Source organism: Magnetospirillum sulfuroxidans (genome assembly GCF_018224925.1).
Classification (GTDB): Bacteria; Pseudomonadota; Alphaproteobacteria; order Rhodospirillales; family Magnetospirillaceae; genus Magnetospirillum; species Magnetospirillum sulfuroxidans.
Genome location: NZ_JAGTUF010000001.1, coordinates 536861 through 559597, shown reverse-complemented (window position 1 = coordinate 559597; position 22737 = coordinate 536861). Strand labels below are relative to the sequence as shown.

The following is a 22737-nucleotide window of genomic DNA, read 5'->3' as shown; positions in this document are numbered from 1 at the left end:
CGCCTTTAATCCAGGTTTTGACGGGCACGGGACAATACGCTGTCCAAACTGTCTTGGCCATCGACGACGGTGCAACCCACCTGAACCCAGACCTTGACCGGCTGGTAGACGTCGCGGACGGCGAAATCGGTATAGGCCAGGACACCGGCGATGCGGTGCATGACCACCTCGGCTTCGTGAATCGGGGTGTCGGGCAAGACGACGCAAAATTCATGCGGCTTGAATGACGCGGTCAGGTCCTCGGCCCGCAACAGGCCGGTGATCCATTGCCCGACCTGCTGGGTCAGGTGCAAGGCGGCATCGTCGCCGAATTGCTGACGGACGCCCTCGATATTGGGGGCGGCGAAGAACACCACCGCCAGATGCCGATCCTGGGTCTTGGCGGTTTCAATGCGGCTGCCCAGATAAGCCTCGAGAAAGGCGCGGCTATAGGCGCCGGTCACGGCTTCGCGGGTGGAGGGGGCCAAGCTGTCGTTCAAGGCGCCGCGAATACTCCAGCGCAATTGCTGGCGCCGGACCAAGGACAAAACCGCCGATTTCAGCACCAGCGGTTCCACCGGCCGGCCCAGCACGCGGGTGGCGCCCCGGCGATAGGAATCGGCATTGTCGGTGCCCAGACCGGCCAGCAGGACCATGGGCAGGTTGAACAGGCGCGGATTGTTGCGCACCTGCGAACAAAAGCTGAGCAGGCCCTCTGGTTCCTGGGCGAAAGACAGCACGGCGGCATCGAAATTGCGGCGCACCAGCAGATCCTCGGCTTCGTACAGGCTGGTCGCCAAAACCACTTCGCCGTATCCGGCCAAGACGGCGCCGACCGGTTCCGGGTCGTCGCCGATAATTAAAATGGTGGCCGGCGTATCGGCGCTGTTGACCATGCGGTCGCGCGCTTGGACGCCAAAGCTGCGGGCTGTGATGGCGCGCTGGCGCAATTCCGTGTGCATGGTGGCAAGGCGGACCAAAGGCCGCATGCGGGCGAACAATTCGGCGTCGTCACAGCTGATGCTGAGAACGTCATCAAGGCCGGCATCCAGACATTGGCCGCACAATTCGGCCAGCAGCCGGTCGGCGATCAGGACGACGGGAATATCGGCGATCTCAAGATCGTGCTTGATTTGGCTGCCCAAGGTCACGGCGTCGCCCTGGTCCGGGGTGCCGATCAAAATCAGGTCGGGGTGTTCGATATGGGCGTTTTCCAGACCCTTTGCCACACTGTCGGCGGTGCCGGCATGGTACCCTCCACGGGCCAGACGCTCCTTCAGAGTCGCCGAACGGGCGGTGTTGGCGTCGATGATCAGCACGTTGGCAAGGCGAATCATAGGGTTCCCGATCCTGACAGGCATATGTGACGGCCCCAGGATAATACGGATCAGCCGATCCCATAAGGGGGCATCTGCATTTAAGCCTTCATGGCCGAAGAACTGGCCAGAGGGTTGGATTGACCGAACTGTTCAGTTCCGTTATTCGGGATCAGTATTTCTAAAGCGGCGGAAGGCCATCATGCGAAAAAACGCGAGCCTGTTGGCGATTGGTTGTGCCGCTTTGGCCGTGGGGGGCTGGTGGTATTTCAGCAAGACGGCGCCAGCGCCGCAAATTCCGGTTGCCGCCGGGCCGGTGGTGGTGGAAACCGCAGCGGTCACGGTCGGCCCCATCGCCCGTGAGATCACCGCCTTTGGTTCATTGCGTTCCGATGAGGCCGTGGTGATCCGGCCGGAAATCTCGGGCCGGATCAAAGCCATCGGCTTTGACGAAGGGACTCGGGTGACCAAGGGCCAAGTGTTGCTGCGGCTCGACGATTCATCGCTGGCGGCCGATCTGGTCCAGGCTCAGGCTAATCTGGCCTTGTCCAAGGCCAATTCCGATCGCGCCGTGCGTCTGGCCGGGCAGGGGGCGGGGACCGAACGTGCCCGCGACGAGGCCGAAGCCAAGCTGCGCGTCGATCAGGCCAAGGTCGAACAGGCTCGCGTTCAGTTGGACAAGACCGTGCTGAGTGCGCCATTCGCCGGCACCGTGGGTTTGCGCACCGTCAGTATCGGCGCTTACGTGCAACCCGGCCAGGATATGGTCAATCTGGAAGCCACCGACCCGATCAAGGTGGATTTCCGGGTGCCGGAAATTTTCTCCGCCGTCATGCGTCCGGGCCTGGATTTGGCCATGACCACCGATTCGCATCCCGGCCGCCAGTTCGCCGGTACGGTCTACGCCATTGATCCGGCCGTGGATCAAAATGGTCGCGCCATTGTCATTCGCGCCCGTGTCGGCAATGGCGATGCCGCCTTGCGCCCTGGTCAGTTCGTTCGCTTGGTCTTGACGGTGGACGAAGTCAGCAACGCCTTGTCCGTTCCAGAAGAAGCATTGGTGCCGCGAGGCCAACAGACCATCGTTTTCCGTGTCATTGACGGCAAGGCCCAGCCCGGTCCGGTCACGACCGGTCGTCGCACCAAGGGAATGGTGGAAATCACCGAAGGCCTGAATGCCGGCGATGAAGTGGTGACCGCCGGGCAGATGAAATTGCGTCCCGGCGTGTCCGTGGTCGCCGCCAAGAGCGGAGGCTGACATGCGCCTGCCGGAACTGTGTATCCGCAGGCCCGTTCTCGCCACGGTGATGAGCCTGATGATCGTGCTGGTCGGATTGGTCGCCTATGACCGCCTGCCGGTGCGCGAATATCCGAATATCGACGAACCGGTGGTCACCGTCGAAACCACCTATAAAGGGGCCTCGGCCGAGATTGTCGAGACCCAGGTCAGCAAGATCTTGGAAGATTCCCTGGCCGGCATCGAAGGCATCGACGTGCTGTCGTCGTTGTCGCGTTCGGAAAGCAGCCAGATCACCATCCGCTTCAAAGTCACCCGCGACGCCGATTCGGCTGCCAGCGACGTGCGCGATCGCGTCGCCCGCGTGCGCGGAAAACTGCCCGATGACGTGGACGAGCCGGTAATCGCCAAGGTCGAAGCCGACGCCCAGCCGATCATCTATCTGGCTTTTTCCTCTGACCGTCACGACGCCTTGTTCGTTTCCGATTACGCGTGGCGTTTCGTCCGCACCCGTTTGCAGAACCTGACCGGTGTCGCCGATATTCGGATCTTCGGCGAGCGCAAATACGCCATGCGCATCTGGCTCGACCGGGTGCGTCTGGCCGCTTATGCGATGACCCCGCAGGATGTGGAAAACGCTCTCAAACGCCAGAATCTGGAAGTTCCGGCCGGCCGCATCGAATCGGCCGAGCGCGAATTCACTGTTTTGTCGGAAACCGATCTCAAGACGCCGGAACAATTCGCCGACATCATCCTGGCCGAAAGCAAAGGCTATTCCGTCCGTCTGGGGGATGTCGCCAAGGTCGAAATCGGCCCCCGGGATGAACGCCGGGTGACCCGTTTCAATGGTTCGTCGGCGGTGGCTTTGGGCGTCGTCAAGCAATCGGTGGCCAATCCGCTGGACGTGTCGGCGGCGGTGCGCGGCGTGTTGCCGGAAATCCGCGATAGCTTGCCCGAAGGCATGAAAGTGGATGTGGGCTATGATAGCTCGGTCTTCATCGAACGCTCGATCGAGGCGGTATTTCGCACCATCGCCGAAGCGGTCATCTTGGTCGTTCTGGTCATTTTCTTTTTCCTGCGCACGGTGCGCGCCACCCTTATTCCGTTGGTCACCATTCCGGTGTCCCTGATCGGCGCCTTCGCCCTGATGTATGTGTTGGGGTTCTCCATCAACACCTTGACCTTGCTGTCCATGGTTCTGGCCATCGGTTTGGTGGTCGATGACGCCATCGTCGTCTTGGAAAACATCTTTCGCCACATCGAAGAGGGGATGGAGCCGGTGCAAGCGGCCATCACCGGCGCGCGTGAGATCGCTTTCGCCGTTATCGCCATGACCATTACCCTGGCCGCCGTCTATGTGCCGCTGGCCTTTATGACCGGACGAACCGGCAAATTGTTCGTGGAATTCGCCCTGACCCTGGCGGCGGCGGTGATGGTGTCGGGCTTTGCCGCGCTGACCTTGTCGCCGATGATGTGTTCGCGCCTGTTGCGGCACGAAGCCAAGCATTCCCGCCTTTATGTGCTCATCGAAAACTTTCTTGAAGCCATGACCCAGGGCTATCGCCGGATGCTGGAACGTTCGCTCGGGGGGCGGCCGGCTATCGTCGGTCTTGGCGCCGTCGTCGCCGTTTCCGCGATTGCCTTGTTCTTGTCGCTAAAATCGGAACTGACACCGACCGAGGATCGCGGCACCATTGTTGTCATCGGCATCGGTCCCGAGGGCGCCACCGTCGGCAACATTGATAAATATTCGCGCATGGTCGAACGCTTCATCGCCGACGTGCCGGTGGTCGAGCGCTATTTCGTCCTGACCGGCGTGCCGGTGGTCAATCAAATGCTGGCCTTTGTCCGGGTCAAGGATTGGAGCGAACGCAGCGTTTCGCAAATGAGCGTGGCGCGCGGCCTGATGCCCAAGCTGATGAGCGTGCCGGGCATGCTGGCTTTCGCCGTCAATCCGCCGTCCTTGGGCGAACGGGCGTCGTCAAAGCCGTTGCAGGTGGTCATTCAAAGTGCCGGCACCTACGAAGACCTGCAAAAGGCCAATGACGCCTTCATGGCCGAGGCGAGCAAGATCCCAGGCTTGATCAGCCTGGATTCCGACCTCAAGCTTAATAAGCCGCAGATCAAGGTGAGCATGGACCGTGATCGCATCGCCGATATCGGTTCTTCCGTCGATGTGGTTGGCCGCACCTTGGAAACCATGCTTGGCGGCCGTCAGGTGACCCGGTTCAAGCGCGAAGGGGAACAATACGACGTCATTGTTCAGGTCGCCGACGTCGACCGCCGTAACCCCAATGACATGACCAGCATTTATGTGCGTGGTGACAAGGGCGACATGGTGCAAATGTCCAACCTGCTGACCCTGCAAGAAGGGGTTGCCGCCCGCGAACTGAACCATTTCAATCAATTGCGTGCCGCCACCATCAGCGCCAATCTGGCCCCTGGCTACACCATGGGGCAAGCGGTGGCCGAACTTGAAGCCATTGGCGCCAAGGTTCTGCCCGGAAATTCACAACTGGATTACAACGGCCCGTCGCGTGAATTCAAAAGTTCCAGTTCGGCCATGTGGATGACTTTCGCCCTGGCCTTGTTGTTCATCTATCTGGTGTTGGCCGCGCAATTCGAAAGCTTTGTCGATCCTTTCATCATCATGTTGACGGTGCCGTTATCCATGGCCGGCGCCCTGGCGGCGCTGAAATTGTCGGGGGGCACTCTCAACGTCTATAGCCAGATCGGCTTGGTCACCCTGATCGGTCTGATCACCAAGCACGGCATTCTGATCGTTGAGTTTTCCAATCAGTTGCGCGACCAGGGCAAAGCCATGGGGGAAGCGGTGATGGAAGCCGCCGCCTTGCGTCTGCGTCCGATCCTGATGACCACCGGCGCCATGGTGCTGGGGGCCATTCCGTTGGCCCTGGCCCATGGCGCCGGGGCGGAAAGCCGCCAACAAATCGGCTGGGTCATCGTCGGCGGCATCAGTGTCGGCACCTTCTTCACCCTGTTCGTGGTGCCGGTCGCCTATACTTTATTGGCCAAGCGCAATCGCCACGGGGGAATTGTCGCCTCACAAGGTCAGAAACAGGAATGAGCCGACAATCGCGGTGCTGAACAACACCAGCAACAAGGCCCTGGTTCCCAGGGCCTTGTTGCGTTTCAGGGCGATGGCGGTGACGGTGATGGCGGCGACCATGAAGATCAGGGTGATTTGCGCCTCGGACATGGCCATGCTCCGTCATTCGTTCCCCCTAATCTGAGGGCGCGGCACGGATCATTCCCTGATCCTGGTCAATTGACGCGGCCGACCATGAAAATACCCCGCCCTGGAAGGGGCGGGGTATGGCATCGCGCCGATCCGGCGGAAATCTTACTTGGTGGTGGTCTTGCGGCGGGGAGCCGGCTTTTCAGCGACCTCTGCGGCTTTGCGGCCCAGACCGATCTTTTTGGCGAAATCAGAGCGTTGGGCGGCATAGCTGGGAGCAACCATCGGATAATCCGGCGGCAAGCCCCATTTGGCCCGGTATTCGTCCGGGGTCATGTTGTAGGTGGTGCGCAGATGCCGCTTCAGCATCTTCAGCTTTTTGCCGTCTTCCAGGCAGATGATATAATCGGGGTTGACCGATTTTTTCACCGAAATGGCCGGCTTGAGCGCTTCGGCCTTTGGTTCGATCGGGCCGCCGTCAAGGGCGGACAGCGACGAGTAAACGGTGTTGATGATCTCGGGGATCTGACCGGCGGGCAACGGATTATTGCTGACATAGGCAGAGACGACGTCAACGGCCATCCGCAGAATTTCGTCATGGCTGATTTTGTCGGCGATGTTGTCGGTCATGATCTTAGTCCAAAAGACTGTTATTTCCACATGGCTGTCATTGAACGCATGCCTGATCTTGTGAGTCAATTCCAAATTGATGAAATCGAATAACGAGTTCTTGCCATGATTGCCGCCATCAGTAAAACCCTTTGGCTTTTCGTATGGCGGCAGCAGTCGCCACGGTTCATTTCAAACGGCTTCTTTTCTACGCACAGCCTGTTGCCACACCGTTTTCGGACGTCTTCGCCAATGCGAGAGGCGTCATTCTTGTATACCCCATGAGATGGTGGTGCATTGGCAAGCTGCGCGGACATATGGTATGTAGCCCCTCTGTCAGGTGAAAACTTCGGGACCCGGACAATGACCACAGAAACCATCGCTCTTGCTTCGGACCACGGCGGCCTGGAAATGAAGGCCATGCTGGCCGCTTTCCTGCGGGAAAAAGGGGTGAAGGTCCTGGACCTTGGCGCCCATGATTCGCAGTCGGTGGACTATCCGGATTTCGCCGTCGCCATGGCCCAGGCGCTCAAGGACGGCTCCGCCAGCCGCGGTATCTTGATGTGTGGCACCGGCATCGGCATTTCCATCGCCGCCAACCGTTTCGCCCATGTCCGCGCCGCCCTGGTCCATGACGCCTATGGCGCGGCCATGTGCCGCCAACATAATGACGCCAACGTCTTGGTGTTGGGCGGACGCACCATGGGGCCGGAAGTGGCCAAGCAATGCGCCGATATTTTTCTGACCACCGCATTCGAGGGCGGCCGTCATGCCCGCCGTGTCGCCAAACTGGCTGAAAACGGCCAGGACTAAGCCGATTTTGTCATTTGCTTCTAACGAAAGTCCGACGATGACCAATACAGACGCTTTCTTCCGCACCTCCTTGGCCGACCGTGACGCCGACGTGTTCGACGCCATCTCCAAGGAATTGGCGCGTCAGCAAGATCAAATCGAGCTGATCGCGTCGGAAAACATCGTGTCGCGGGCGGTTCTGGAAGCCCAAGGCTCGGTCATGACCAACAAATATGCCGAGGGTTATCCCGGCAAGCGCTATTACGGCGGCTGCGAATTCGTCGATATCGTCGAGAAGCTGGCCATCGACCGCGCCTGCCAGCTGTTTGGTTGCGGCTTCGCCAACGTTCAGCCCAGCTCGGGGTCGCAGGCCAATCAGGGCGTGTTCATGGCGTTGGTCCAGCCCGGTGACACCATCATGGGCATGTCGCTTGCCGCCGGCGGTCACCTCACTCATGGCGCCGCCCCCAACCAGTCGGGCAAGTGGTTCAAGGCCATCCAATACGGCGTGCGCCTGCAAGACGCCCGCATCGATTTCGACGAGGTCGAGGCGCTGGCCAAGGAACATAAGCCCAAGCTGATCATCGCCGGCGGCTCGGCCTATCCGCGCGAAATCGACTTCGCGCGCTTCCGCCAGATCGCCGACGAAGTGGGGGCCTTGTTCATGGTCGACATGGCCCATTTCGCCGGTCTGGTCGCCGGTGGCTCTTATCCCAGCCCGTTCCCCCATGCCCATGTGGTCACCACCACCACCCATAAGACCCTGCGTGGTCCGCGTGGCGGCATGATCCTGACCAATGACGAAGCCTTGGCCAAGAAGATCAACTCGGCCATCTTCCCCGGCATCCAAGGCGGTCCGTTGATGCATGTCGTCGCTGCCAAGGCGGTGGCCTTCGGTGAAGCCTTGCAGCCGGATTTCAAGGATTACGCCCATCAGGTGGTCGCCAATGCCCGCGCTTTGGCCGACACCTTGGTTCGCCGCGGCCTCGCCATCGTTTCGGGCGGCACCGATTCGCATCTGATGCTGGTTGATTTGCGGCCGAAGAAGCTGACCGGTAAAGCGGCCGAGGCCAGCCTGGAACATGCCGGCATGACCTGCAACAAGAACGGCATCCCGTTCGACCCGGAAAAGCCGACCATCACCTCGGGCGTGCGGCTGGGGACCCCAGCGGCGACCACCCGTGGTTTCGGAACCGCCGAATTCACCAAGGTGGGCGAATTGATCGGCGACGTGCTCGACGGTCTGGCCGCCAATCCGGATGATAATTCCGTCGCCGAAAACAAGGCACGGGCGGAAGTGGCGGAACTGTGCCGCCGTTTCCCGATCTATCAATAACAAGAAATGTCGGAGCCTTGGGTCAAGGCTCCGACAATCCTATTGGGGGAGTGACGCATGCGTTGTCCGTTTTGTGGCCACGATGATACCCAGGTAAAGGATTCGCGGCCAACCGAAGACAATTCGGCCATTCGTCGCCGTCGGTCCTGCCCTGAATGTGGTTCGCGCTTCACCACCTTTGAACGGGTGCAGATCCGCGATCTGGTGGTGATCAAGAAAGATGGCGCACGCTCGCCCTTCGATCGTGACAAGCTTTTGAAATCACTTCGAATTGCACTGCGCAAGCGTCCGGTCGAGGAAGAACAGATCGACCGTATCGCCAACGGCATTCATCGTCGCTTGGAAAGCATGGGCGAAAACGAAGTGCCGTCCAAATATATTGGCGAATTGGTCATGGATGTGTTGATGGACCTGGACAAGGTCGCCTATGTCCGTTACGCCTCGGTTTACCGCAACTTCCGCGAAGCCAAGGACTTCGAGGATTTCCTGGGAAAGATGGTGGGTGGCAGCGACGACGATCTCTGACGGCGACCGCGCCCATATGCGTGCCGCCTTGGCCTTGGCCAAGCGCGGCCTGGGCAACGTTTGGCCAAATCCCGCCGTCGGCTGCGTCATTGTCAGCGACGGCCGTGTTGTTGGGCGCGGCTGGACCCAACCGGGGGGGCGGCCGCATGCCGAAACCGAATCCCTGGCCATGGCCGGTGATGCGGCTAAAGGCGGCACCGCCTACGTCACCTTGGAACCGTGCTCCCACCACGGAAAGACTCCGCCCTGTGCCGAAGCTTTGATGGCTGCCGGCATTCGCCGGGTGGTGGTGGCCATCGAAGACCCCGATCCCCGTGTCGCCGGGCGTGGCATCGCCTTGTTGCGCGCGGCGGGACTGAGCGTGGTCACCGGGGTGATGGCGGCCGAGGCAACTGAACTCAATGCCGGTTTCCTCTCCAAGATCACCCGTGGACGCCCCTTGGTCACCGTTAAACTGGCCACCAGCTTGGACGGCCGCATCGCCACCCATAGCGGCGAAAGCCGCTGGATCACCGGCGAAGCGGCTCGTCAGGCCGGCCATTTGCTGCGGGCCGAGAGCGACGCCATTATGGTCGGCAGCGGCACCGTTCTGGCCGATGATCCGGAATTGACCTGTCGTTTGCCAGGTCTGGCGGAGCGTTCGCCGGTGCGGATCGTTGTCGATGGCCGGCTACGCCTGCCCTTGACCAGCAAATTGGTATCCAGCGCCAATGACGTTGCCACCTGGGTGTTGACCCTGGAAGGGGCCGATGAAACCCGGCGCGAGGTTTACGAGGATGCGGGGGTCGATGTGGTGGAATTGCCCGGCAACGACCACGGTATCGACATGGTTGAAGCGCTGGGGGTTTTGGCCGAAAGCGGCATTACCCGCGTATTGGTGGAAGGCGGCGCCCATTTGACCGCCACCTTGCTGCGTCACGATCTGGTTGACCGCTTGGTCTGGTTCCGCGCCGCCCGTGTGATGGGGGGCGATGGCTTGCCGGCGGCGGTGGCTTTTGGTGTCGATCACCTGTCGCAGATGCCGGGATTCGAATGCGTTGATGTCCGCCCAATCGGTGTGGATATCGTGGAAAATTATAGAAAAATCTAAGGAGTAGCGGCCGATGTTCACCGGCATCGTCACCGATTTGGGCGAAATTCACCGCGTTGTCCGCAACGCCGGCAAGGAAACCCGGTTCGAGATCAAGACCAGCTATGATCTGGCTTCCATCGATATCGGCGCTTCTATCGCCCATAACGGCGTGTGCCTGACCATTGTCGATAAGGGCGTCGATTGGTATGCGGTCGAGGTGTCGGCGGAAAGCATTTCCAAGACCACTTTGGGCGATTGGGCCGAAGGCGGACGCATCAACCTGGAACGGGCGATGAAGGTGGGTGACGAATTGGGCGGCCATATCGTTTCCGGTCATGTGGATGGCGTCGCCACGGTCGTTGCCATTTCTGACGAAAACGAATCCAAGCGTTTCGTCTTCGAAACGCCGGAAAACCTGGCCAAATTTGTTGCCCCCAAGGGCAGTGTGGCGTTGGATGGCGTCTCGTTGACCGTCAATGAGGTTGACGGACGGCGCTTTGGTATCAATGTCATTCCCCATACCCAAGCGGTGACCACCTTTGGCCGGTTGCGCCAAGGGGATCGCGTGAATATGGAAATCGACATGTTGGCCCGGTATGTTGCCCGGCTTCTCGACAAGGAATAGGCCCGTGGTCTCGGAATATAATCTGTATCTGTCGCCGATCGAAGAGATCATCGAGGAAGCCCGTCAGGGCCGCATGTTCATCCTGGTTGATGACGAAGATCGCGAAAACGAAGGTGATCTGGTCATTCCGGCGCAGATGGCCACCCCCGACGCCATCAATTTCATGGCCAAGTACGGCCGTGGCCTGATTTGCCTGTCGATGACGCGGGCGCGGTGCGAGGTCTTGGGCCTCAAACCGATGAGCGCCGATAACGGCACCCGGATGCAGACCGCCTTTACCGTCTCGATCGAGGCCAAGGAAGGCGTCACCACCGGCATTTCCGCCGCCGACCGGGCGCGGACCGTGCAGGTGGCCATCGACCCGGAGAAGGGCGAAAGCGACATCGTCACCCCCGGCCATGTCTTTCCGTTGATGGCCCGTGACGGCGGTACCTTGGTGCGGGCCGGTCACACCGAGGCGGCGGTGGATATCTCTCGCCTTGCCGGTCTCAACCCGTCGGGCGTGATCTGCGAGATCATGAACGACGACGGCACCATGGCGCGCATGCCCGATCTGGTGAAATTCGCCCAGTTCCATGCCTTAAAGATCGCCACCATCGCCGATCTGATCGCCTATCGTCGCCGTCACGACAAGATCGTTCGGCGTGAAGTCGAATCGGCCTTTCATTCCACCTGGGGCAATGACTGGCGTATGGTCGTCTATGTCAACCAAGTGGCTTACGCCGAACACATCGCCTTGGTGAAGGGCGAGATTTCCGGCGAAGGCCCGGTGATGGTGCGTGTCCACGCCGTCAATATTTTGGATGATGTTCTCGGCGACCAAGGTTCGGGCAAGGCTGGACAGCTTCATTCCGCCATGGAAACCATCGCGGCTCATGGTCGCGGCGTCATCGTCTTGGTGCGTGAACCGCGCCCGACCAGCCTGTCGGATCGCATTCGCGCCCAATTGGATTCCAAGCCGGCCCCGGCCGAACTGCGCGATTACGGCGTCGGGGCTCAGATCTTGCTGGATCTGGGGGTTGAGGAAATGATCTTGCTGTCCAATACGCAAAAGACCATCGTCGGCCTGGAAGGCTTTGGCCTTAAGGTGGTCGAACAACGCCCGATCACGACGGTCTGAGGAGGGCGTCATGACGTCGCCGCATATCCTGGTTATCGAAGCCCGCTTTTACACCCATCTGGCTGACATGCTGTTGGCCGGGGCCACCCAGGCCTTGGCGGATGGCGGGGCCAGTTTCGAGGTGGTGACCATTCCCGGCGTGCTGGAAATTCCCGCCGCCTTGGAATTCATGGTCGCATCGGGCAAGCCCTATGACGGCTATGTGGTTCTGGGGACGGCCATTCGTGGCGAAAGCGATCATTACGATCATGTCTGCACCGAATGCATGCGCGGCTGCACCGAATTGTCGCTGCGTCATCATTTGGCGCTGGGCAATGGCGTGCTGACCGTCCATAACGAGGCCCAGGCGTTGAAGCGGGCCGATCCGGCCCGCAAGAATATCGGCGGCATGGCGGCCAAGGCGGCTTTGCGCATGCTGGACATCAAACGCGATCTGCAACTGAGCTGAAGAAGAAACCAATTGCGCAAACCCAATTCCGGCGCCACCCGCCGTTCCGCCGCCCGTCTGGCGGCGGTGCAGGCGCTGTATTCCATGGAAATTACCGGCGTTAGCGCCGAACAGGCGTTGGACGAATTCCGGCAGCGCCTGGAATCCGAACCGCGCGGAAAACTTGCCGATCCGGATGGTGATCTGGTGTCCTTGCTGGTGCGCGGCGCCACCGCCGAAGGGGCGGAGCTGGATCGCCAGATCGCGGCGGGCTTGGCGCGGGATTGGACCGTGGACCGTTTGGAATCGGTTTTGCGCGCGATTTTGCGCGCCGGCGCCTTTGAGTTGAAGTCGCGGCCGCAGACGCCGGCTCGGGTGGCCATCACCGAATATGTGGATGTGGCTCACGCATTTTATTCCGGCCCCGAACCGGGCTTGGTCAATGCCGTGATGGATCGCATGGCCCGCAACCTGCGTCCGGCGGAATTCGAAGGTGGCGGCGCTCCCGCGCCGTGATCGCCCGGTGAGCGGCGCTCCAGACGAATTCGACCTGATCGCCCAATTATTCGCTCCCTTGTCGGCATCCTATCCGGGCGCCTTCAATCTGACCGACGATGCCGCCCTGATGGATGTTCCGCCAGGGCGGCAAGTGGTGCTGACCATGGATGCCATGGTGGCGGGCGTCCACTTTTTTGCCGATGATCCCGCCGATTTGATTGCCCGTAAACTGGTGCGGGTCAATCTGTCCGATCTTGCCGCCAAAGGGGCGGTGCCTTTCGCCGTGATGCTGGCCGCGGCCTTTCCCCAGGGCATCGAAGCCGAATGGTTGCGGGCCTTTGCCGATGGGCTGGGCCAGGATGTGGCGGAATTTTCCATTGCCCTGATCGGCGGCGACACGGTTTCGACACCCGGACCGCTGACCTTGTCCTTAACCGCCTTCGGCCATGTTCCCACCGGGCGGGCGCTGCTACGCTCGGGGGCACGGGCCGGAGACCTCATTTGGTTGAGTGGATCGCTTGGTGATTCAGCTCTTGGGTTGCGGGCGCGACAGGGCCAGCTAACGGATTTAAATCCGCTACACCGAGATTTCCTGATCCATCGCTATCTGTTGCCGCAACCGCGGGTCGCGCTGGGTCCGGCCTTGATCGGCGTGGCTTCGGCCGGCATGGATATCTCGGATGGTCTGGTGCAGGATTTGGGGCACTTGGCCCGCCAATCGGGATTGGCGGCGGAAATTCGCCTGGCTGACCTGCCGCTATCGGTGGCGGCGCGTACCGCGACAGAGAATAACAATTCCTGGCTTGCCTGTATCTTGGGCGGGGGGGATGATTACGAAATTGCTTTCACCGCAGACCCGGCGCAGACGCAAAGGATACGTCAATTGGCTGATGACAGCGGTGTTGCCCTCAGCGCTATCGGCCAGATGACGGCCGGGCAGGGGGTCGCGGTGATGGACCGGCAGGGAAAGGCCATGGAAGTGGCGCAACGGGGCTGGCGGCATTTCAGCAATGCGGGGGAACAGCCGTGATACGCCTAGTATTCATTATTATCGCCTTCTTGTTGATGATGGGCGGGTTGGTCGGCGGGCTGTATTTCTGGGGCATTGATCCGCTGGAAAAGTTCAACAGCCTGATCGGCAATGCGCCGGCCGCCCCAGGCGGAGCGGCCAAGGTCGTGACGACGCCGCCGTCTTTTGTCGAATACGGCCTGTTGTCGGTCCCGGTGATCGAGGATCACGAGGTGCGCAGGCAGGTGGAAATCATCCTGCGTCTGGAAGTTCCCTTCGAAAAACGCGAAATCGTTGCCCAAAATATCCCCCGTCTGCAAAACGCCTATTTGCAGGACATGATGGAATATTTACCCATTCACTTGCGCAATGGCCGTCGTCTTGACCCCGTGGGGGTCAGCCAGAGATTGCTCAAATTGTCGGAAAGAACCCTAGGGCCGGGGTTTGTTAAGGGTGTTCTCATAGACCAATCCTCGGTTAAGTAATGTTGCGATGCAATATTGCTGGAATATTCCGGCATATTTCAGTGGACTTAGGGTGCTTGTTCTTGGAACCATCCTAATTCCCCCCCTCGATTTGCCCGTCTATTTTTAAAATCGGATAAAATTGTGCGGCACCCCGTTGCCAACCTCAAGTTTATCTGGCAGCGTCAGCCTACTTGCGTCGTCCTCCTTACGGCCATCAGCATGCGCCGCAAGCCTTTCAGGGCGTCGAAGTCAGTTAACGCTGAGAAGGGGATCGAACCAACATGACAGATATTTTCGTCCTGGCATGCGGCCTTGCTGCCTTACTTTATGGCGCATGGGCGTTCAAATCGGTGATGGCCACATCGACCGGCACACCGCGCATGCAAGAAATCGCCGCGGCCATTCAAGAAGGCGCGCGCGCTTACCTCAATCGTCAATACACCACCATCGCCATTGTCGGCGCGGTGATCTTTGTCGTCCTGTTCGCCCGCTTGGGTGCGTTTCAGGGCGTCGGCTTTCTCATTGGCTCGATTCTGTCGGGCGTCGCTGGCTATATCGGCATGAATGTCTCGGTCCGCGCCAATGTGCGGACCACCGAAGCCGCCCGTAGCGGCGGCATGCAGCAGGCGCTTGACGTCGCCTTCCGTTCCGGCGCCATCACCGGCATGCTGGTGGTCGGTTTGGGCCTGATCGGCTTGGCCGGCTATTACGCCGTGCTCAAATCGGCCGGGGTTGCCCCGCGCGACCTGATGGAAGCCCTGGTGGCGCTGTCTTTCGGCGCTTCGCTGATCTCCATCTTCGCCCGTCTGGGCGGCGGTATCTTCACCAAGGGGGCGGATGTCGGCGCCGATCTGGTCGGCAAGGTCGAAGCGGGTATCCCCGAGGATGACCCGCGCAATCCGGCGGTGATCGCCGACAACGTCGGTGACAATGTGGGCGATTGCGCCGGCATGGCCGCCGATCTGTTCGAAACCTATGCGGTGACCATCGTCGGCACCATGCTGTTGGGCTCGATCTTCTTCACCGGCGCCGCACAAACCGCCATGATGTCTTTCCCGCTGGTGATCAGCGCGGTCTGCATCCTGTCTTCGGTGGTCGGTACCTTTTTCGTCAAGCTTGACGCATCCGGCAACATCATGAAGGCCTTGTACAAGGGCTTGATCGTCACCGGCGTGCTGTCCATCATCCTGATCGCCGCCACCATCATGATCGGCTTTGGCGGCTTTGGCGCCGTCTATGACATGGGCGGACGTCCGGTGACGGGCATGAACCTGTTTGTCTGCGCCATGTTCGGTCTGGTCGTCACCGGTCTGCTGGTGTGGATCACCGAATATTACACCGGCACCGAATACCGCCCGGTGCGCAGCGTTGCCCAGGCGTCGACCACCGGTCATGGCACCAATGTCATTCAAGGCTTGGCCGTGTCCATGGAATCGACGGCGCTTCCGGTTCTGGTCATCTGCGTCGCCATTTTGGCCACCTATTCGGTTGCGGGCCTGTTCGGCATCTCGGTCGCCGCCACCACCATGCTGGCCTTGGCCGGTATGATCGTTGCGCTGGATGCTTATGGTCCGGTCACCGACAATGCCGGTGGTATCGCCGAAATGGCCGAACTGCCCAAGGATGTGCGTAAGATCACCGACGCGCTGGACGCGGTTGGCAACACCACCAAGGCGGTAACCAAGGGCTATGCCATCGGTTCGGCCGCACTGGCCGCCCTGGTGCTGTTCGCTGCTTATACCGAGGATCTGCGGCATTATTTCCCCGACCTCAAGGTCAGCTTCAGCCTGGAAGACCCCTATGTGGTGGTCGGCCTGTTCATCGGTGGTTTGCTGCCTTATTTGTTCGGTTCCATGGGCATGATGGCCGTAGGCCGGGCCGCTGGTTCGGTGGTCGTCGAGGTTCGCCGTCAGTTCAAGGAAATCCCCGGCATCATGGAAGGCACCGCCAAGCCCGATTATGGTCGGGCGGTGGATATGCTGACCAAGGCGGCGATCAAGGAAATGATCATCCCGTCCATGCTGCCGGTGTTGTCTCCCATCGTGCTGTTCGCCGTGGTCGCGGCGACGGCGGGCATGCTGTCGGCCTTTACCGCGCTGGGCGCCATGCTGCTGGGCACCATCGTCACCGGTTTGTTCGTGGCTATTTCCATGACGTCGGGGGGCGGCGCTTGGGATAACGCCAAGAAGTATATTGAAGATGGCCATCACGGTGGCAAGGGTTCCGACGCCCACAAGGCGGCGGTGACCGGTGATACCGTCGGCGATCCCTATAAGGACACCGCCGGTCCGGCGGTCAACCCGATGATCAAGATCATCAATATCGTTGCCATTCTGCTGCTGGCCATGGTCGCCGGCTAAGGTCCAAATTAAAAGCCCCCCGGTCGGTGACGGCCGGGGGGCTTTTTTTATTTTGTCGTCCTTTGCTTATTGACCAAGGCCGCCGCCGCTGCTCGGTTTGGAGAAGCGGCCGACATTGCCCATCAACTGCTCAAGGATACCCAGTTCCTTGCCGGCGGTCGGGGTTTCGCGATCGACCAGCACGATTTCCTGGCCGTCATTCAGCCCCTTATAGGTCACGTTCTTGACGATGCCCTGCATGTCGAAATTAATCGACACCACCTTGCGATCCTTGACCTCGGGCTTGAAGAAGGCGGTGGTTTCGCTGACCGACGAGATATACTGCCAGCTTTCATCGCCGTAATTCAGGCTTGATGAGGGGGTGCCCAACAGAACCTGGACTTCGTCGCGGGTGGTCGTGCCGGCAACGATCTTGGCCAGATCCTCGGGGTGGGGCAGATTGCCGCGATTGTCGATCGTCGGGGTGCAGGCGCTGGTCCCACCGATAAAGGCGGCCAGCAAAACGGGGAGAATCAGCTTCTTCATGGTCGCATTCACGTCAGGGCATTGACGGAGACGGGCTCCGTGTCCAAAGATGGGGCGAAGAGTGCACCCCGGCACGACGGGTTGTCAACGCCCCCCGCCATGCGGAACAGTTTCAGGACCAACCATGCCGTTCAGCCGATTTTTTAAACGCCGGCGCTTTGATGACGCCGCCAATGCCTTGTACCTTGCTCTGGTGGAGCAATCCCGCCAGCCGGTGTTCTATCGCGACCTTGGCGTCGCCGATACGCTGGAAGGCCGCTATGACATGATCATCTTGCACGCTTATCTGCTGTTCCGCCGCCTGGGCAAGCTGGAGGGGGAGGATGCCCGCGCCGTGTCGCAACAGACGTTCGATTTCATGTTTACCGACATGGACCAGAACCTGCGCGAAATGGGGGTCACCGATATGGGCGTGGGGAAAAGGGTGCAACGCATGGCCGAGGCGTTTTACGGCCGTACCGCGGCCTATGACAAGGCGCTGGGGGAGGAGGGGCGGGCGCTGCAACACGCCCTGGGCCGCAACCTCTATCAGGGTGCGGCGGTGCCTCCCGAGGTCGAGGACCGCATGGCCGCTTATGTCCGGGCTCAGATCGCTCATCTGGAAGGGCAGGGCGAGGCAGCCATGCTCGCCGGTACGATCAGCTTCATCCAGCCGCAAGCGCTGGCGCAATGACCGAGATTGTCATCGAATTTTCCCGCCCCGTCCTGGTTGATGTCATCCCGACCCGCGGCATGGATATGGAAATCGAAGCCAATGCGGCGGAATGTGCCGCCTTGGCCAAGCGTTTCGCCGTCAACACGATTCGGTCGCTGACCGCCAGCGCCCACTTACAGGCCATTACCGGCGGGACCTTGTTTCGCATTGACGGTCGCCTGCGTGCCGATGTCGTGCAAAACTGCGTGGTGACATTGGAACCGCTGGACGAAAAGATTGATGAAACTTTTACGATGACCTTTGGCGGCGGCGAAGAGTCCGATAGTATGGAACTGGATTTATCCCCGGACGAGGATGATCCGCCCGAACCGCTGATCGATGGCGTCATCGATCTGGGGGAAGTGGTCGCGGAACATCTGGCTTTGGCCCTTGATCCGTTTCCGCGTAAGGTTGGCGCCGCGATGCCGGAGATCATGGACGAGCCGGTAGAAATTGAAAATAAAGTCAGCCCATTCGCCGCTCTGGCCGGGTTGAAGGAAAAAAAGAAGTAAGGGAAGCAGCAAACCCTTGCTCCTTGCAGACTTTTTGGCTAATAAACCTCCCTTTCCCCGTCAGGGCTTCTGAGCAGAGAGTACGAGAAAATGGCTGTCCCGAAGAAAAAGACCTCCAAGTCCCGCCGCAACATGCGTCGTGCCCACCACGCGCTGCCGTCGGCTTCGGTGGTTGAGTGCCCCAATTGCGGCGAAGTGAAGCTGCCCCATCATGTGTGCGGCTCCTGTGGTCATTATGATGGCCGCGAAGTCGTTGCTCAGGCCGAAGCCAACGCCTAAATTCCCCGCTGATCTCTTACGGAGCGCACGGACGTGAGCGCACCCGTCACCATATCCATCGACGCCATGGGTGGCGATCATGCTCCCGAGATGGTGATCGAGGGGGTGCGGCTTGCGCACGTCCGCCTCCCCCATGTGCGTTATCTGCTGTTCGGCGATGCCCAGCGGATTGACGCCTTGCTGGAGAAAGCTCCGGAGATCAAGGGCGTCTGTACGGTTCATCATGCCGAAGACGCCGTTTCCAACGACGCCAAACCCAGCCAGGTGTTGCGCACCGGGCGGCGCTCGTCCATGTGGCTCGCCGTCGATGCGGTGTCCAAGGGCGAGGCGGCCGGCGTCGTCTCCGCCGGCAATACCGGCGCCTTGATGGCCGTGTCAAAATTCGTTTTGCGCACGTTGCCCGGTATCGACCGGCCGGCGATCGCCGGGCTGTTTCCCACCGAACGGGGGGAGACGGTGATGCTGGATTTGGGCGCCAATGTCGATTGCAACGCCAACAATCTGATTGAGTTCGCGGTGATGGGCGAAGTCTTCGCCCGCGCTGTCTTGGGGCTGGAGAAGCCCTCCGTCGGCCTCCTCAACATCGGCTCCGAAGACATGAAGGGCAACGATGCGGTCAAGGCCGCCGCCGCCGCCTTGCGCGATTCGTCCCTGCCTATTCGCTTTCACGGCTTCGTTGAAGGCAATGATATCTGCGGCGGGACCGTCGATGTGGTGGTGACCGATGGATTCACCGGCAACATCGCCTTGAAAACCGCCGAAGGTACGGTGAAATTCTATTCGTCGTTCCTGCGTCAGGCATTCCAAAGTTCGTGGCTGTCCAAGATTGGCTATGTTTTCGCCAAGCACGCCTTGAACAAGGTCAAGATGCGGACCGATCCGCGCCGTTATAATGGCGCCATGTTCCTTGGCCTGAACGGCATCGCCGTCAAAAGCCATGGCGGCACCGATGCCTTTGGTTTCGCCAACGCCATTGCTGTCGCCGTTGATTTGGTGGCTCATGGCTACAACGAACGAATCCGCAAGGAATTCGAACGGCTGCATCCGCAAGATCCTCCCACGCAGCGTGCTGCCGGCAACGGGTGAGACTTTTTCCATGATTTTGCGCTCCCAGATCGTCGGCAGCGGCTGCTATCTGCCGTCCCGAGTTGTCACCAATGCGGAATTGGCGAGCACGGTGGACACTTCCGACGAGTGGATCATCGAACGGACCGGCATACGCCAGCGCCATATCGCCGCCGATGGCGAAACCACGTCCGACCTGGCCACCGCAGCCGCCAAGCAGGCGTTGGCGGCTGCCGGCATCAGCGGCAGCGAGGTTGATTTGTTGGTGGTGGCCACGGCAACCCCCGATAACACCTTTCCCGCCACCGCCACCCGTGTGCAAAATCGCCTGGGTATGACCGGCGGCGCCGCTTTCGACGTTCAGGCGGTTTGCTCCGGCTTTATTTACGCCATGGCCGTGGCTGATAATTTCATCAAGGCCGAGCAGGCTCGCACGGCCGTGGTCATCGGTGCCGAAACCTTTTCGCGTATCCTCGACTGGCAAGATCGCGGCACCTGCGTGCTGTTCGGCGATGGCGCCGGCGCCGTCGTTCTGCGTGGGGCGTGGGAACGCGGCACCAACCAGGATCGCGGCATTTTGTCGACCCATTTGCATTCCGATGGCCGTCATTACGATTTGCTGCATGTGGATGGCGGACCGTCTTCAACCCAAACCGTCGGCCATCTGCGCATGGAGGGGCGGGAGGTTTTCCGTCACGCCGTCACCAATCTGTCGCAGGTGGTGGGCGAGGCGTTGCGCGCCAATGATCTGACTGCCGCCGACATCGATTGGGTCGTGCCGCATCAGGCGAACCGACGCATTTTGGAAAGCACGGCCAAGAAGCTGGGCCTGTCCATGGATCGCATGGTGGTGACGGTTGATCGTCACGCCAACACCTCGGCGGCGTCGATCCCACTGGCTTTTCATACGGCTGTGGCCGATGGCCGTCTGTCCAAGGGCGATCTGGTGGTGATGGAAGCCATGGGGGGCGGTTTTACCTGGGGTTCTGCCCTGGTTCGCCTGTAGCGGACGGCGGCCGGACCTGCGCACATGGGCAAAGGTCCTCGCGCATCCCTTTGATATTGACGCTTTTCCGGGGACAGGATAGGGTCAGTCACCAATTCTCGGTCCCCCCAGAAAGGGGCTTTATCGACATGTCGGAAAAGACCATTACTCGCGCCCAACTGAGCGAAGCCGTCTACCAGGAGGTGGGGCTGTCGCGCAATGAATCCGCCGATTTGCTGGAGGCTGTCCTCGACGAGGTGGCCGAGGCTTTGGCGCAAGGCGAGGCGGTAAAGATTTCATCGTTCGGCAGCTTTGCCGTGCGTTCCAAGGGCCAACGCGTCGGCCGCAATCCGAAGACCGGCGAAGAAGTGCCGATCTTGCCCCGGCGGGTGCTGGTATTCCGGCCATCGCAGCTTCTTAAGAAGCAGATCAACGACGGTCCGGTTTCCAAGGCCGGTAAGTGATGACCGGGGACGGTGATCCGTTACTGGGACGCCGAAATGGCAAGTCCGAATCCGCGTTTCGGACCATCAGTGAAGTCGCCGACGATCTGGAAGTGCCGCAGCACGTCCTGCGCTTTTGGGAAAGCAAGTTTCCTCAGGTCAAGCCGCTTAAGCGGGGGGGCGGGCGTCGCTATTACCGGCCCGAGGATGTGGCCCTGCTGCGCCGTATCCGTGATTTGCTGTACAGCGAAGGCTATACCATCAAGGGCGTGCAGAAGCTTCTGCGCGAAGGCGGCCACAAGGAGTTGGGGCCGCAGCTCGCCGCCGTTCGTAACGAGCCGGAATTGCAACTTGCCTTGCCGGCCACCGCTGACCAAGAAGATGAGGTCGCCTCTGAATCCGAGGACGACACCGTCGCGTTGACGGATGATGGCAAGGATGATGACCTTGATCTTCACAGCGAGGGCGTCCTCGAAGATAAATCTGTGATGGTCGAATCCCGTCTAAGCCAAGGAATCCGCCAAGAACTCGAGCTGTTGCTGGATGAATTGGAACAAATGCGCTCTTTCCTGCAATCACGGTAACGTTGAGGGTTGCATCCCTCCGGGGGCGTGAGTATAGTGCGCCCCTCTTCCGGCGGCATCGCCATCGGAACCCCCGCCAAACCGTTGGTTTGGCACACAAGTTGACGGGAAATTAGCGCTCGCGCTGCTTTCCCCGACACGGTCGGAGCGTAGCGCAGCCCGGTAGCGCATCAGTCTGGGGGACTGGGGGTCGTGGGTTCGAATCCCGCCGCTCCGACCATTATAAAGCCCTGAAATCGCAAGATTTCAGGGCTTTAGCATTTCTGGGGATCGGATGCGATAAAGCCCCTGGGGTAACATCCGGGGTAACAGGTGCGCCGGATCGCGTTTCCCAAAAACTCGCCAGTCCTTCCGGGGTAACGCCTGGGGTAACATGGCGGAACATGCCGCCACGTTCTCCCTCGACACGCTCAAGCCCCGGAGATACCCTTTTTGGGCCTACCGGTGCGGCTTTTTCAAACCGAGGCATGGCGATGCCTCCCGAGAGGGAGATATCCGATGATCCAGTTCGATAAGCGGCTCGTGTCGAAGAAGGAGCTCAAGAGCGTCTGCGGCATCTCGTAACCCCGCCGTCGCCCTCTGCGTAGCCATGCTGGCCAACTCCGAGGTCTTCCAAGGGTTGTGAGCACATGCCGCATGTGGCAAAGTTCCCGCCACACTCGCTATTCGTGACAATATATTTGATCAGGGGGGGGGGCAATGCGGAGAATTTTGGTTGGCTTGGCCGTGGTCAATGTCATCGCCTTCTCAGGAATGGCCATGGCTGGAGAGAAGCTTACCAAGGACGAAGTTACGAGCCTTATCACAGACACCACCTATGCTGCGAAGAACCCGATGCGTGGCACGGTGACAAACGGAACCATCCTCGCTGATGGCTCGTTGTCGGCTACCAGCAGCGACGGAACGTTCGAAACCGGAACGTGGAAGGTTACCGAAGAAGGCGAGTATTGCACAAATTGGAGCGGTCGCTGGAAGAGTGGATGTGGCCCGTTTGAGAAGACTGATGATCCGAACGTTTTCAGCCGAAGCTTGAACAACTCCTCCCCCGCGTTGTTTAACTTTAACAAGAGATAAGTCCG

The 22737-nt window shown here is 60.2% G+C and carries 25 protein-coding genes and 1 tRNA gene; 22 read left to right on the top strand and 4 right to left on the bottom strand.

Features of this window, described 5'->3' with window-relative positions:
* Nucleotides 1-5: 5 nt before the first annotated feature.
* Entirely contained in the window at nucleotides 6-1316 is a 1311-nt protein-coding gene (locus KEC16_RS02625; protein ID WP_211546089.1) for a diguanylate cyclase domain-containing protein, read from the bottom strand.
* Between the two features lie 181 nt (nucleotides 1317-1497).
* Here KEC16_RS02625 and KEC16_RS02620 point away from each other — a divergent pair, with 181 nt between their 5' ends.
* Nucleotides 1498-2553 (top strand): efflux RND transporter periplasmic adaptor subunit, encoded by a 1056-nt coding sequence (locus KEC16_RS02620; protein ID WP_211546088.1) that lies wholly within the window; start codon nucleotides 1498-1500, stop codon nucleotides 2551-2553.
* A 1-nt stretch (nucleotide 2554) separates the two neighbouring features.
* Entirely contained in the window at nucleotides 2555-5620 is a 3066-nt protein-coding gene (locus tag KEC16_RS02615; RefSeq protein ID WP_211546087.1) for an efflux RND transporter permease subunit, read from the top strand.
* Here the strand turns inward: KEC16_RS02615 and KEC16_RS02610 are convergent.
* Both KEC16_RS02610 and KEC16_RS02605 read right to left on the bottom strand, forming a co-directional pair.
* Complete coding sequence (locus KEC16_RS02610) at nucleotides 5597-5752, bottom strand: hypothetical protein (RefSeq protein WP_211546086.1); 156 nt, start codon at nucleotides 5750-5752, stop codon at nucleotides 5597-5599. The two genes, KEC16_RS02615 and KEC16_RS02610, sit on opposite strands and share 24 nt — an antisense overlap.
* Before the next feature lie 144 nt (nucleotides 5753-5896).
* Nucleotides 5897-6361 carry a Ros/MucR family transcriptional regulator gene (locus KEC16_RS02605; protein ID WP_211546085.1) on the bottom strand — a complete coding sequence of 155 codons (465 nt, stop codon included), beginning with the start codon at nucleotides 6359-6361 and terminating at the stop codon, nucleotides 5897-5899.
* A gap of 342 nt (nucleotides 6362-6703) precedes the next feature.
* Here KEC16_RS02605 and rpiB point away from each other — a divergent pair, with 342 nt between their 5' ends.
* The 11 genes from rpiB to KEC16_RS02550 all read left to right on the top strand — a co-directional run bounded on the left by rpiB (nucleotide 6704) and on the right by KEC16_RS02550 (nucleotide 16571).
* Nucleotides 6704-7153 carry a ribose 5-phosphate isomerase B gene (rpiB, locus tag KEC16_RS02600; RefSeq protein WP_211546084.1) on the top strand — a complete coding sequence of 150 codons (450 nt, stop codon included), beginning with the start codon at nucleotides 6704-6706 and terminating at the stop codon, nucleotides 7151-7153.
* Nucleotides 7154-7190: 37 nt separating this feature from the next.
* Complete coding sequence (gene glyA, locus KEC16_RS02595; protein WP_211546083.1) at nucleotides 7191-8468, top strand: serine hydroxymethyltransferase; 1278 nt, start codon at nucleotides 7191-7193, stop codon at nucleotides 8466-8468.
* Between the two features lie 57 nt (nucleotides 8469-8525).
* Entirely contained in the window at nucleotides 8526-8993 is a 468-nt protein-coding gene (nrdR, locus tag KEC16_RS02590; protein ID WP_211546082.1) for a transcriptional regulator NrdR, read from the top strand.
* A gap of 16 nt (nucleotides 8994-9009) precedes the next feature.
* Nucleotides 9010-10083 (top strand): bifunctional diaminohydroxyphosphoribosylaminopyrimidine deaminase/5-amino-6-(5-phosphoribosylamino)uracil reductase RibD, encoded by a 1074-nt coding sequence (gene ribD, locus KEC16_RS02585; protein ID WP_211546337.1) that lies wholly within the window; start codon nucleotides 9010-9012, stop codon nucleotides 10081-10083.
* Nucleotides 10084-10096: 13 nt separating this feature from the next.
* A complete protein-coding gene (locus KEC16_RS02580; protein ID WP_211546081.1) occupies nucleotides 10097-10690 on the top strand; it encodes a riboflavin synthase in 594 nt (197 codons plus the stop codon).
* Nucleotides 10662-11810, top strand: a complete 1149-nt coding sequence (ribB, locus tag KEC16_RS02575) for a 3,4-dihydroxy-2-butanone-4-phosphate synthase (RefSeq protein WP_211546080.1) — start codon at nucleotides 10662-10664, stop codon at nucleotides 11808-11810. The genes KEC16_RS02580 and ribB overlap by 29 nt, the downstream gene beginning before the upstream one ends.
* A gap of 10 nt (nucleotides 11811-11820) precedes the next feature.
* On the top strand, nucleotides 11821-12258 hold the full coding sequence (locus KEC16_RS02570) for a 6,7-dimethyl-8-ribityllumazine synthase (protein ID WP_211546079.1): 438 nt from the start codon (nucleotides 11821-11823) through the stop codon (nucleotides 12256-12258).
* A 12-nt stretch (nucleotides 12259-12270) separates the two neighbouring features.
* Nucleotides 12271-12753, top strand: coding sequence for a transcription antitermination factor NusB (nusB, locus tag KEC16_RS02565; RefSeq protein WP_211546078.1), 483 nt, complete (start codon nucleotides 12271-12273; stop codon nucleotides 12751-12753).
* Between the two features lie 7 nt (nucleotides 12754-12760).
* Nucleotides 12761-13765 (top strand): thiamine-phosphate kinase, encoded by a 1005-nt coding sequence (gene thiL / locus KEC16_RS02560; RefSeq protein ID WP_211546077.1) that lies wholly within the window; start codon nucleotides 12761-12763, stop codon nucleotides 13763-13765.
* On the top strand, nucleotides 13762-14229 hold the full coding sequence (locus tag KEC16_RS02555) for a flagellar basal body-associated protein FliL (protein ID WP_346344011.1): 468 nt from the start codon (nucleotides 13762-13764) through the stop codon (nucleotides 14227-14229). Before thiL ends, KEC16_RS02555 begins: the two co-directional genes overlap by 4 nt.
* A 263-nt stretch (nucleotides 14230-14492) precedes the next feature.
* Nucleotides 14493-16571, top strand: coding sequence for a sodium-translocating pyrophosphatase (locus tag KEC16_RS02550; RefSeq protein ID WP_211546076.1), 2079 nt, complete (start codon nucleotides 14493-14495; stop codon nucleotides 16569-16571).
* A 66-nt stretch (nucleotides 16572-16637) separates the two neighbouring features.
* On the opposite strand, the gene KEC16_RS02545 is transcribed toward KEC16_RS02550, so the two are convergent.
* Nucleotides 16638-17096 carry an outer membrane protein assembly factor BamE gene (locus tag KEC16_RS02545; protein WP_211546075.1) on the bottom strand — a complete coding sequence of 153 codons (459 nt, stop codon included), beginning with the start codon at nucleotides 17094-17096 and terminating at the stop codon, nucleotides 16638-16640.
* 124 nt (nucleotides 17097-17220) lie between these two features.
* Here KEC16_RS02545 and KEC16_RS02540 point away from each other — a divergent pair, with 124 nt between their 5' ends.
* The 9 genes from KEC16_RS02540 to KEC16_RS02500 all read left to right on the top strand — a co-directional run bounded on the left by KEC16_RS02540 (nucleotide 17221) and on the right by KEC16_RS02500 (nucleotide 22732).
* The gene (locus tag KEC16_RS02540; RefSeq protein ID WP_211546074.1) at nucleotides 17221-17769 is read left to right on the top strand and encodes a ubiquinol-cytochrome C chaperone family protein; all 549 of its coding nucleotides are present in this window, start codon (nucleotides 17221-17223) and stop codon (nucleotides 17767-17769) included.
* On the top strand, nucleotides 17766-18302 hold the full coding sequence (locus KEC16_RS02535) for a YceD family protein (protein ID WP_211546073.1): 537 nt from the start codon (nucleotides 17766-17768) through the stop codon (nucleotides 18300-18302). The genes KEC16_RS02540 and KEC16_RS02535 overlap by 4 nt, the downstream gene beginning before the upstream one ends.
* A gap of 90 nt (nucleotides 18303-18392) precedes the next feature.
* Nucleotides 18393-18581, top strand: a complete 189-nt coding sequence (gene rpmF, locus KEC16_RS02530; protein WP_024079404.1) for a 50S ribosomal protein L32 — start codon at nucleotides 18393-18395, stop codon at nucleotides 18579-18581.
* 33 nt (nucleotides 18582-18614) lie between these two features.
* A complete protein-coding gene (plsX, locus tag KEC16_RS02525; RefSeq protein ID WP_211546072.1) occupies nucleotides 18615-19667 on the top strand; it encodes a phosphate acyltransferase PlsX in 1053 nt (350 codons plus the stop codon).
* 10 nt (nucleotides 19668-19677) lie between these two features.
* Complete coding sequence (locus KEC16_RS02520) at nucleotides 19678-20652, top strand: beta-ketoacyl-ACP synthase III (protein WP_283091862.1); 975 nt, start codon at nucleotides 19678-19680, stop codon at nucleotides 20650-20652.
* Between the two features lie 128 nt (nucleotides 20653-20780).
* Nucleotides 20781-21095 carry an integration host factor subunit alpha gene (locus tag KEC16_RS02515; RefSeq protein WP_211546071.1) on the top strand — a complete coding sequence of 105 codons (315 nt, stop codon included), beginning with the start codon at nucleotides 20781-20783 and terminating at the stop codon, nucleotides 21093-21095.
* Nucleotides 21095-21658 carry a MerR family transcriptional regulator gene (locus tag KEC16_RS02510; protein WP_211546070.1) on the top strand — a complete coding sequence of 188 codons (564 nt, stop codon included), beginning with the start codon at nucleotides 21095-21097 and terminating at the stop codon, nucleotides 21656-21658. The genes KEC16_RS02515 and KEC16_RS02510 overlap by 1 nt, the downstream gene beginning before the upstream one ends.
* A gap of 143 nt (nucleotides 21659-21801) precedes the next feature.
* Nucleotides 21802-21878 (top strand) — tRNA-Pro (locus tag KEC16_RS02505).
* Between the two features lie 479 nt (nucleotides 21879-22357).
* A complete protein-coding gene (locus KEC16_RS02500; RefSeq protein ID WP_211546069.1) occupies nucleotides 22358-22732 on the top strand; it encodes a hypothetical protein in 375 nt (124 codons plus the stop codon).
* Nucleotides 22733-22737 lie beyond the last annotated feature (5 nt).

Coding starts and splice junctions, on each gene's coding strand:
- KEC16_RS02620 (WP_211546088.1), top strand. CDS start 1,498: ATGCGAAAAAACGCGAGCCTGTTGGCGATTGGTTGTGCCGCTTTGGCC.
- rpmF (WP_024079404.1), top strand. CDS start 18,393: ATGGCTGTCCCGAAGAAAAAGACCTCCAAGTCCCGCCGCAACATGCGT.
- glyA (WP_211546083.1), top strand. CDS start 7,191: ATGACCAATACAGACGCTTTCTTCCGCACCTCCTTGGCCGACCGTGAC.
- KEC16_RS02605 (WP_211546085.1), bottom strand. CDS start 6,361: ATGACCGACAACATCGCCGACAAAATCAGCCATGACGAAATTCTGCGG.
- KEC16_RS02550 (WP_211546076.1), top strand. CDS start 14,493: ATGACAGATATTTTCGTCCTGGCATGCGGCCTTGCTGCCTTACTTTAT.
- KEC16_RS02515 (WP_211546071.1), top strand. CDS start 20,781: ATGTCGGAAAAGACCATTACTCGCGCCCAACTGAGCGAAGCCGTCTAC.
- KEC16_RS02520 (WP_283091862.1), top strand. CDS start 19,678: ATGATTTTGCGCTCCCAGATCGTCGGCAGCGGCTGCTATCTGCCGTCC.
- KEC16_RS02580 (WP_211546081.1), top strand. CDS start 10,097: ATGTTCACCGGCATCGTCACCGATTTGGGCGAAATTCACCGCGTTGTC.
- rpiB (WP_211546084.1), top strand. CDS start 6,704: ATGACCACAGAAACCATCGCTCTTGCTTCGGACCACGGCGGCCTGGAA.
- KEC16_RS02610 (WP_211546086.1), bottom strand. CDS start 5,752: ATGTCCGAGGCGCAAATCACCCTGATCTTCATGGTCGCCGCCATCACC.
- KEC16_RS02510 (WP_211546070.1), top strand. CDS start 21,095: ATGACCGGGGACGGTGATCCGTTACTGGGACGCCGAAATGGCAAGTCC.
- ribB (WP_211546080.1), top strand. CDS start 10,662: ATGTTGCCCGGCTTCTCGACAAGGAATAGGCCCGTGGTCTCGGAATAT.
- KEC16_RS02535 (WP_211546073.1), top strand. CDS start 17,766: ATGACCGAGATTGTCATCGAATTTTCCCGCCCCGTCCTGGTTGATGTC.
- KEC16_RS02540 (WP_211546074.1), top strand. CDS start 17,221: ATGCCGTTCAGCCGATTTTTTAAACGCCGGCGCTTTGATGACGCCGCC.
- KEC16_RS02615 (WP_211546087.1), top strand. CDS start 2,555: ATGCGCCTGCCGGAACTGTGTATCCGCAGGCCCGTTCTCGCCACGGTG.
- KEC16_RS02570 (WP_211546079.1), top strand. CDS start 11,821: ATGACGTCGCCGCATATCCTGGTTATCGAAGCCCGCTTTTACACCCAT.
- KEC16_RS02500 (WP_211546069.1), top strand. CDS start 22,358: ATGCGGAGAATTTTGGTTGGCTTGGCCGTGGTCAATGTCATCGCCTTC.
- ribD (WP_211546337.1), top strand. CDS start 9,010: ATGCGTGCCGCCTTGGCCTTGGCCAAGCGCGGCCTGGGCAACGTTTGG.
- nrdR (WP_211546082.1), top strand. CDS start 8,526: ATGCGTTGTCCGTTTTGTGGCCACGATGATACCCAGGTAAAGGATTCG.
- KEC16_RS02545 (WP_211546075.1), bottom strand. CDS start 17,096: ATGAAGAAGCTGATTCTCCCCGTTTTGCTGGCCGCCTTTATCGGTGGG.
- KEC16_RS02625 (WP_211546089.1), bottom strand. CDS start 1,316: ATGATTCGCCTTGCCAACGTGCTGATCATCGACGCCAACACCGCCCGT.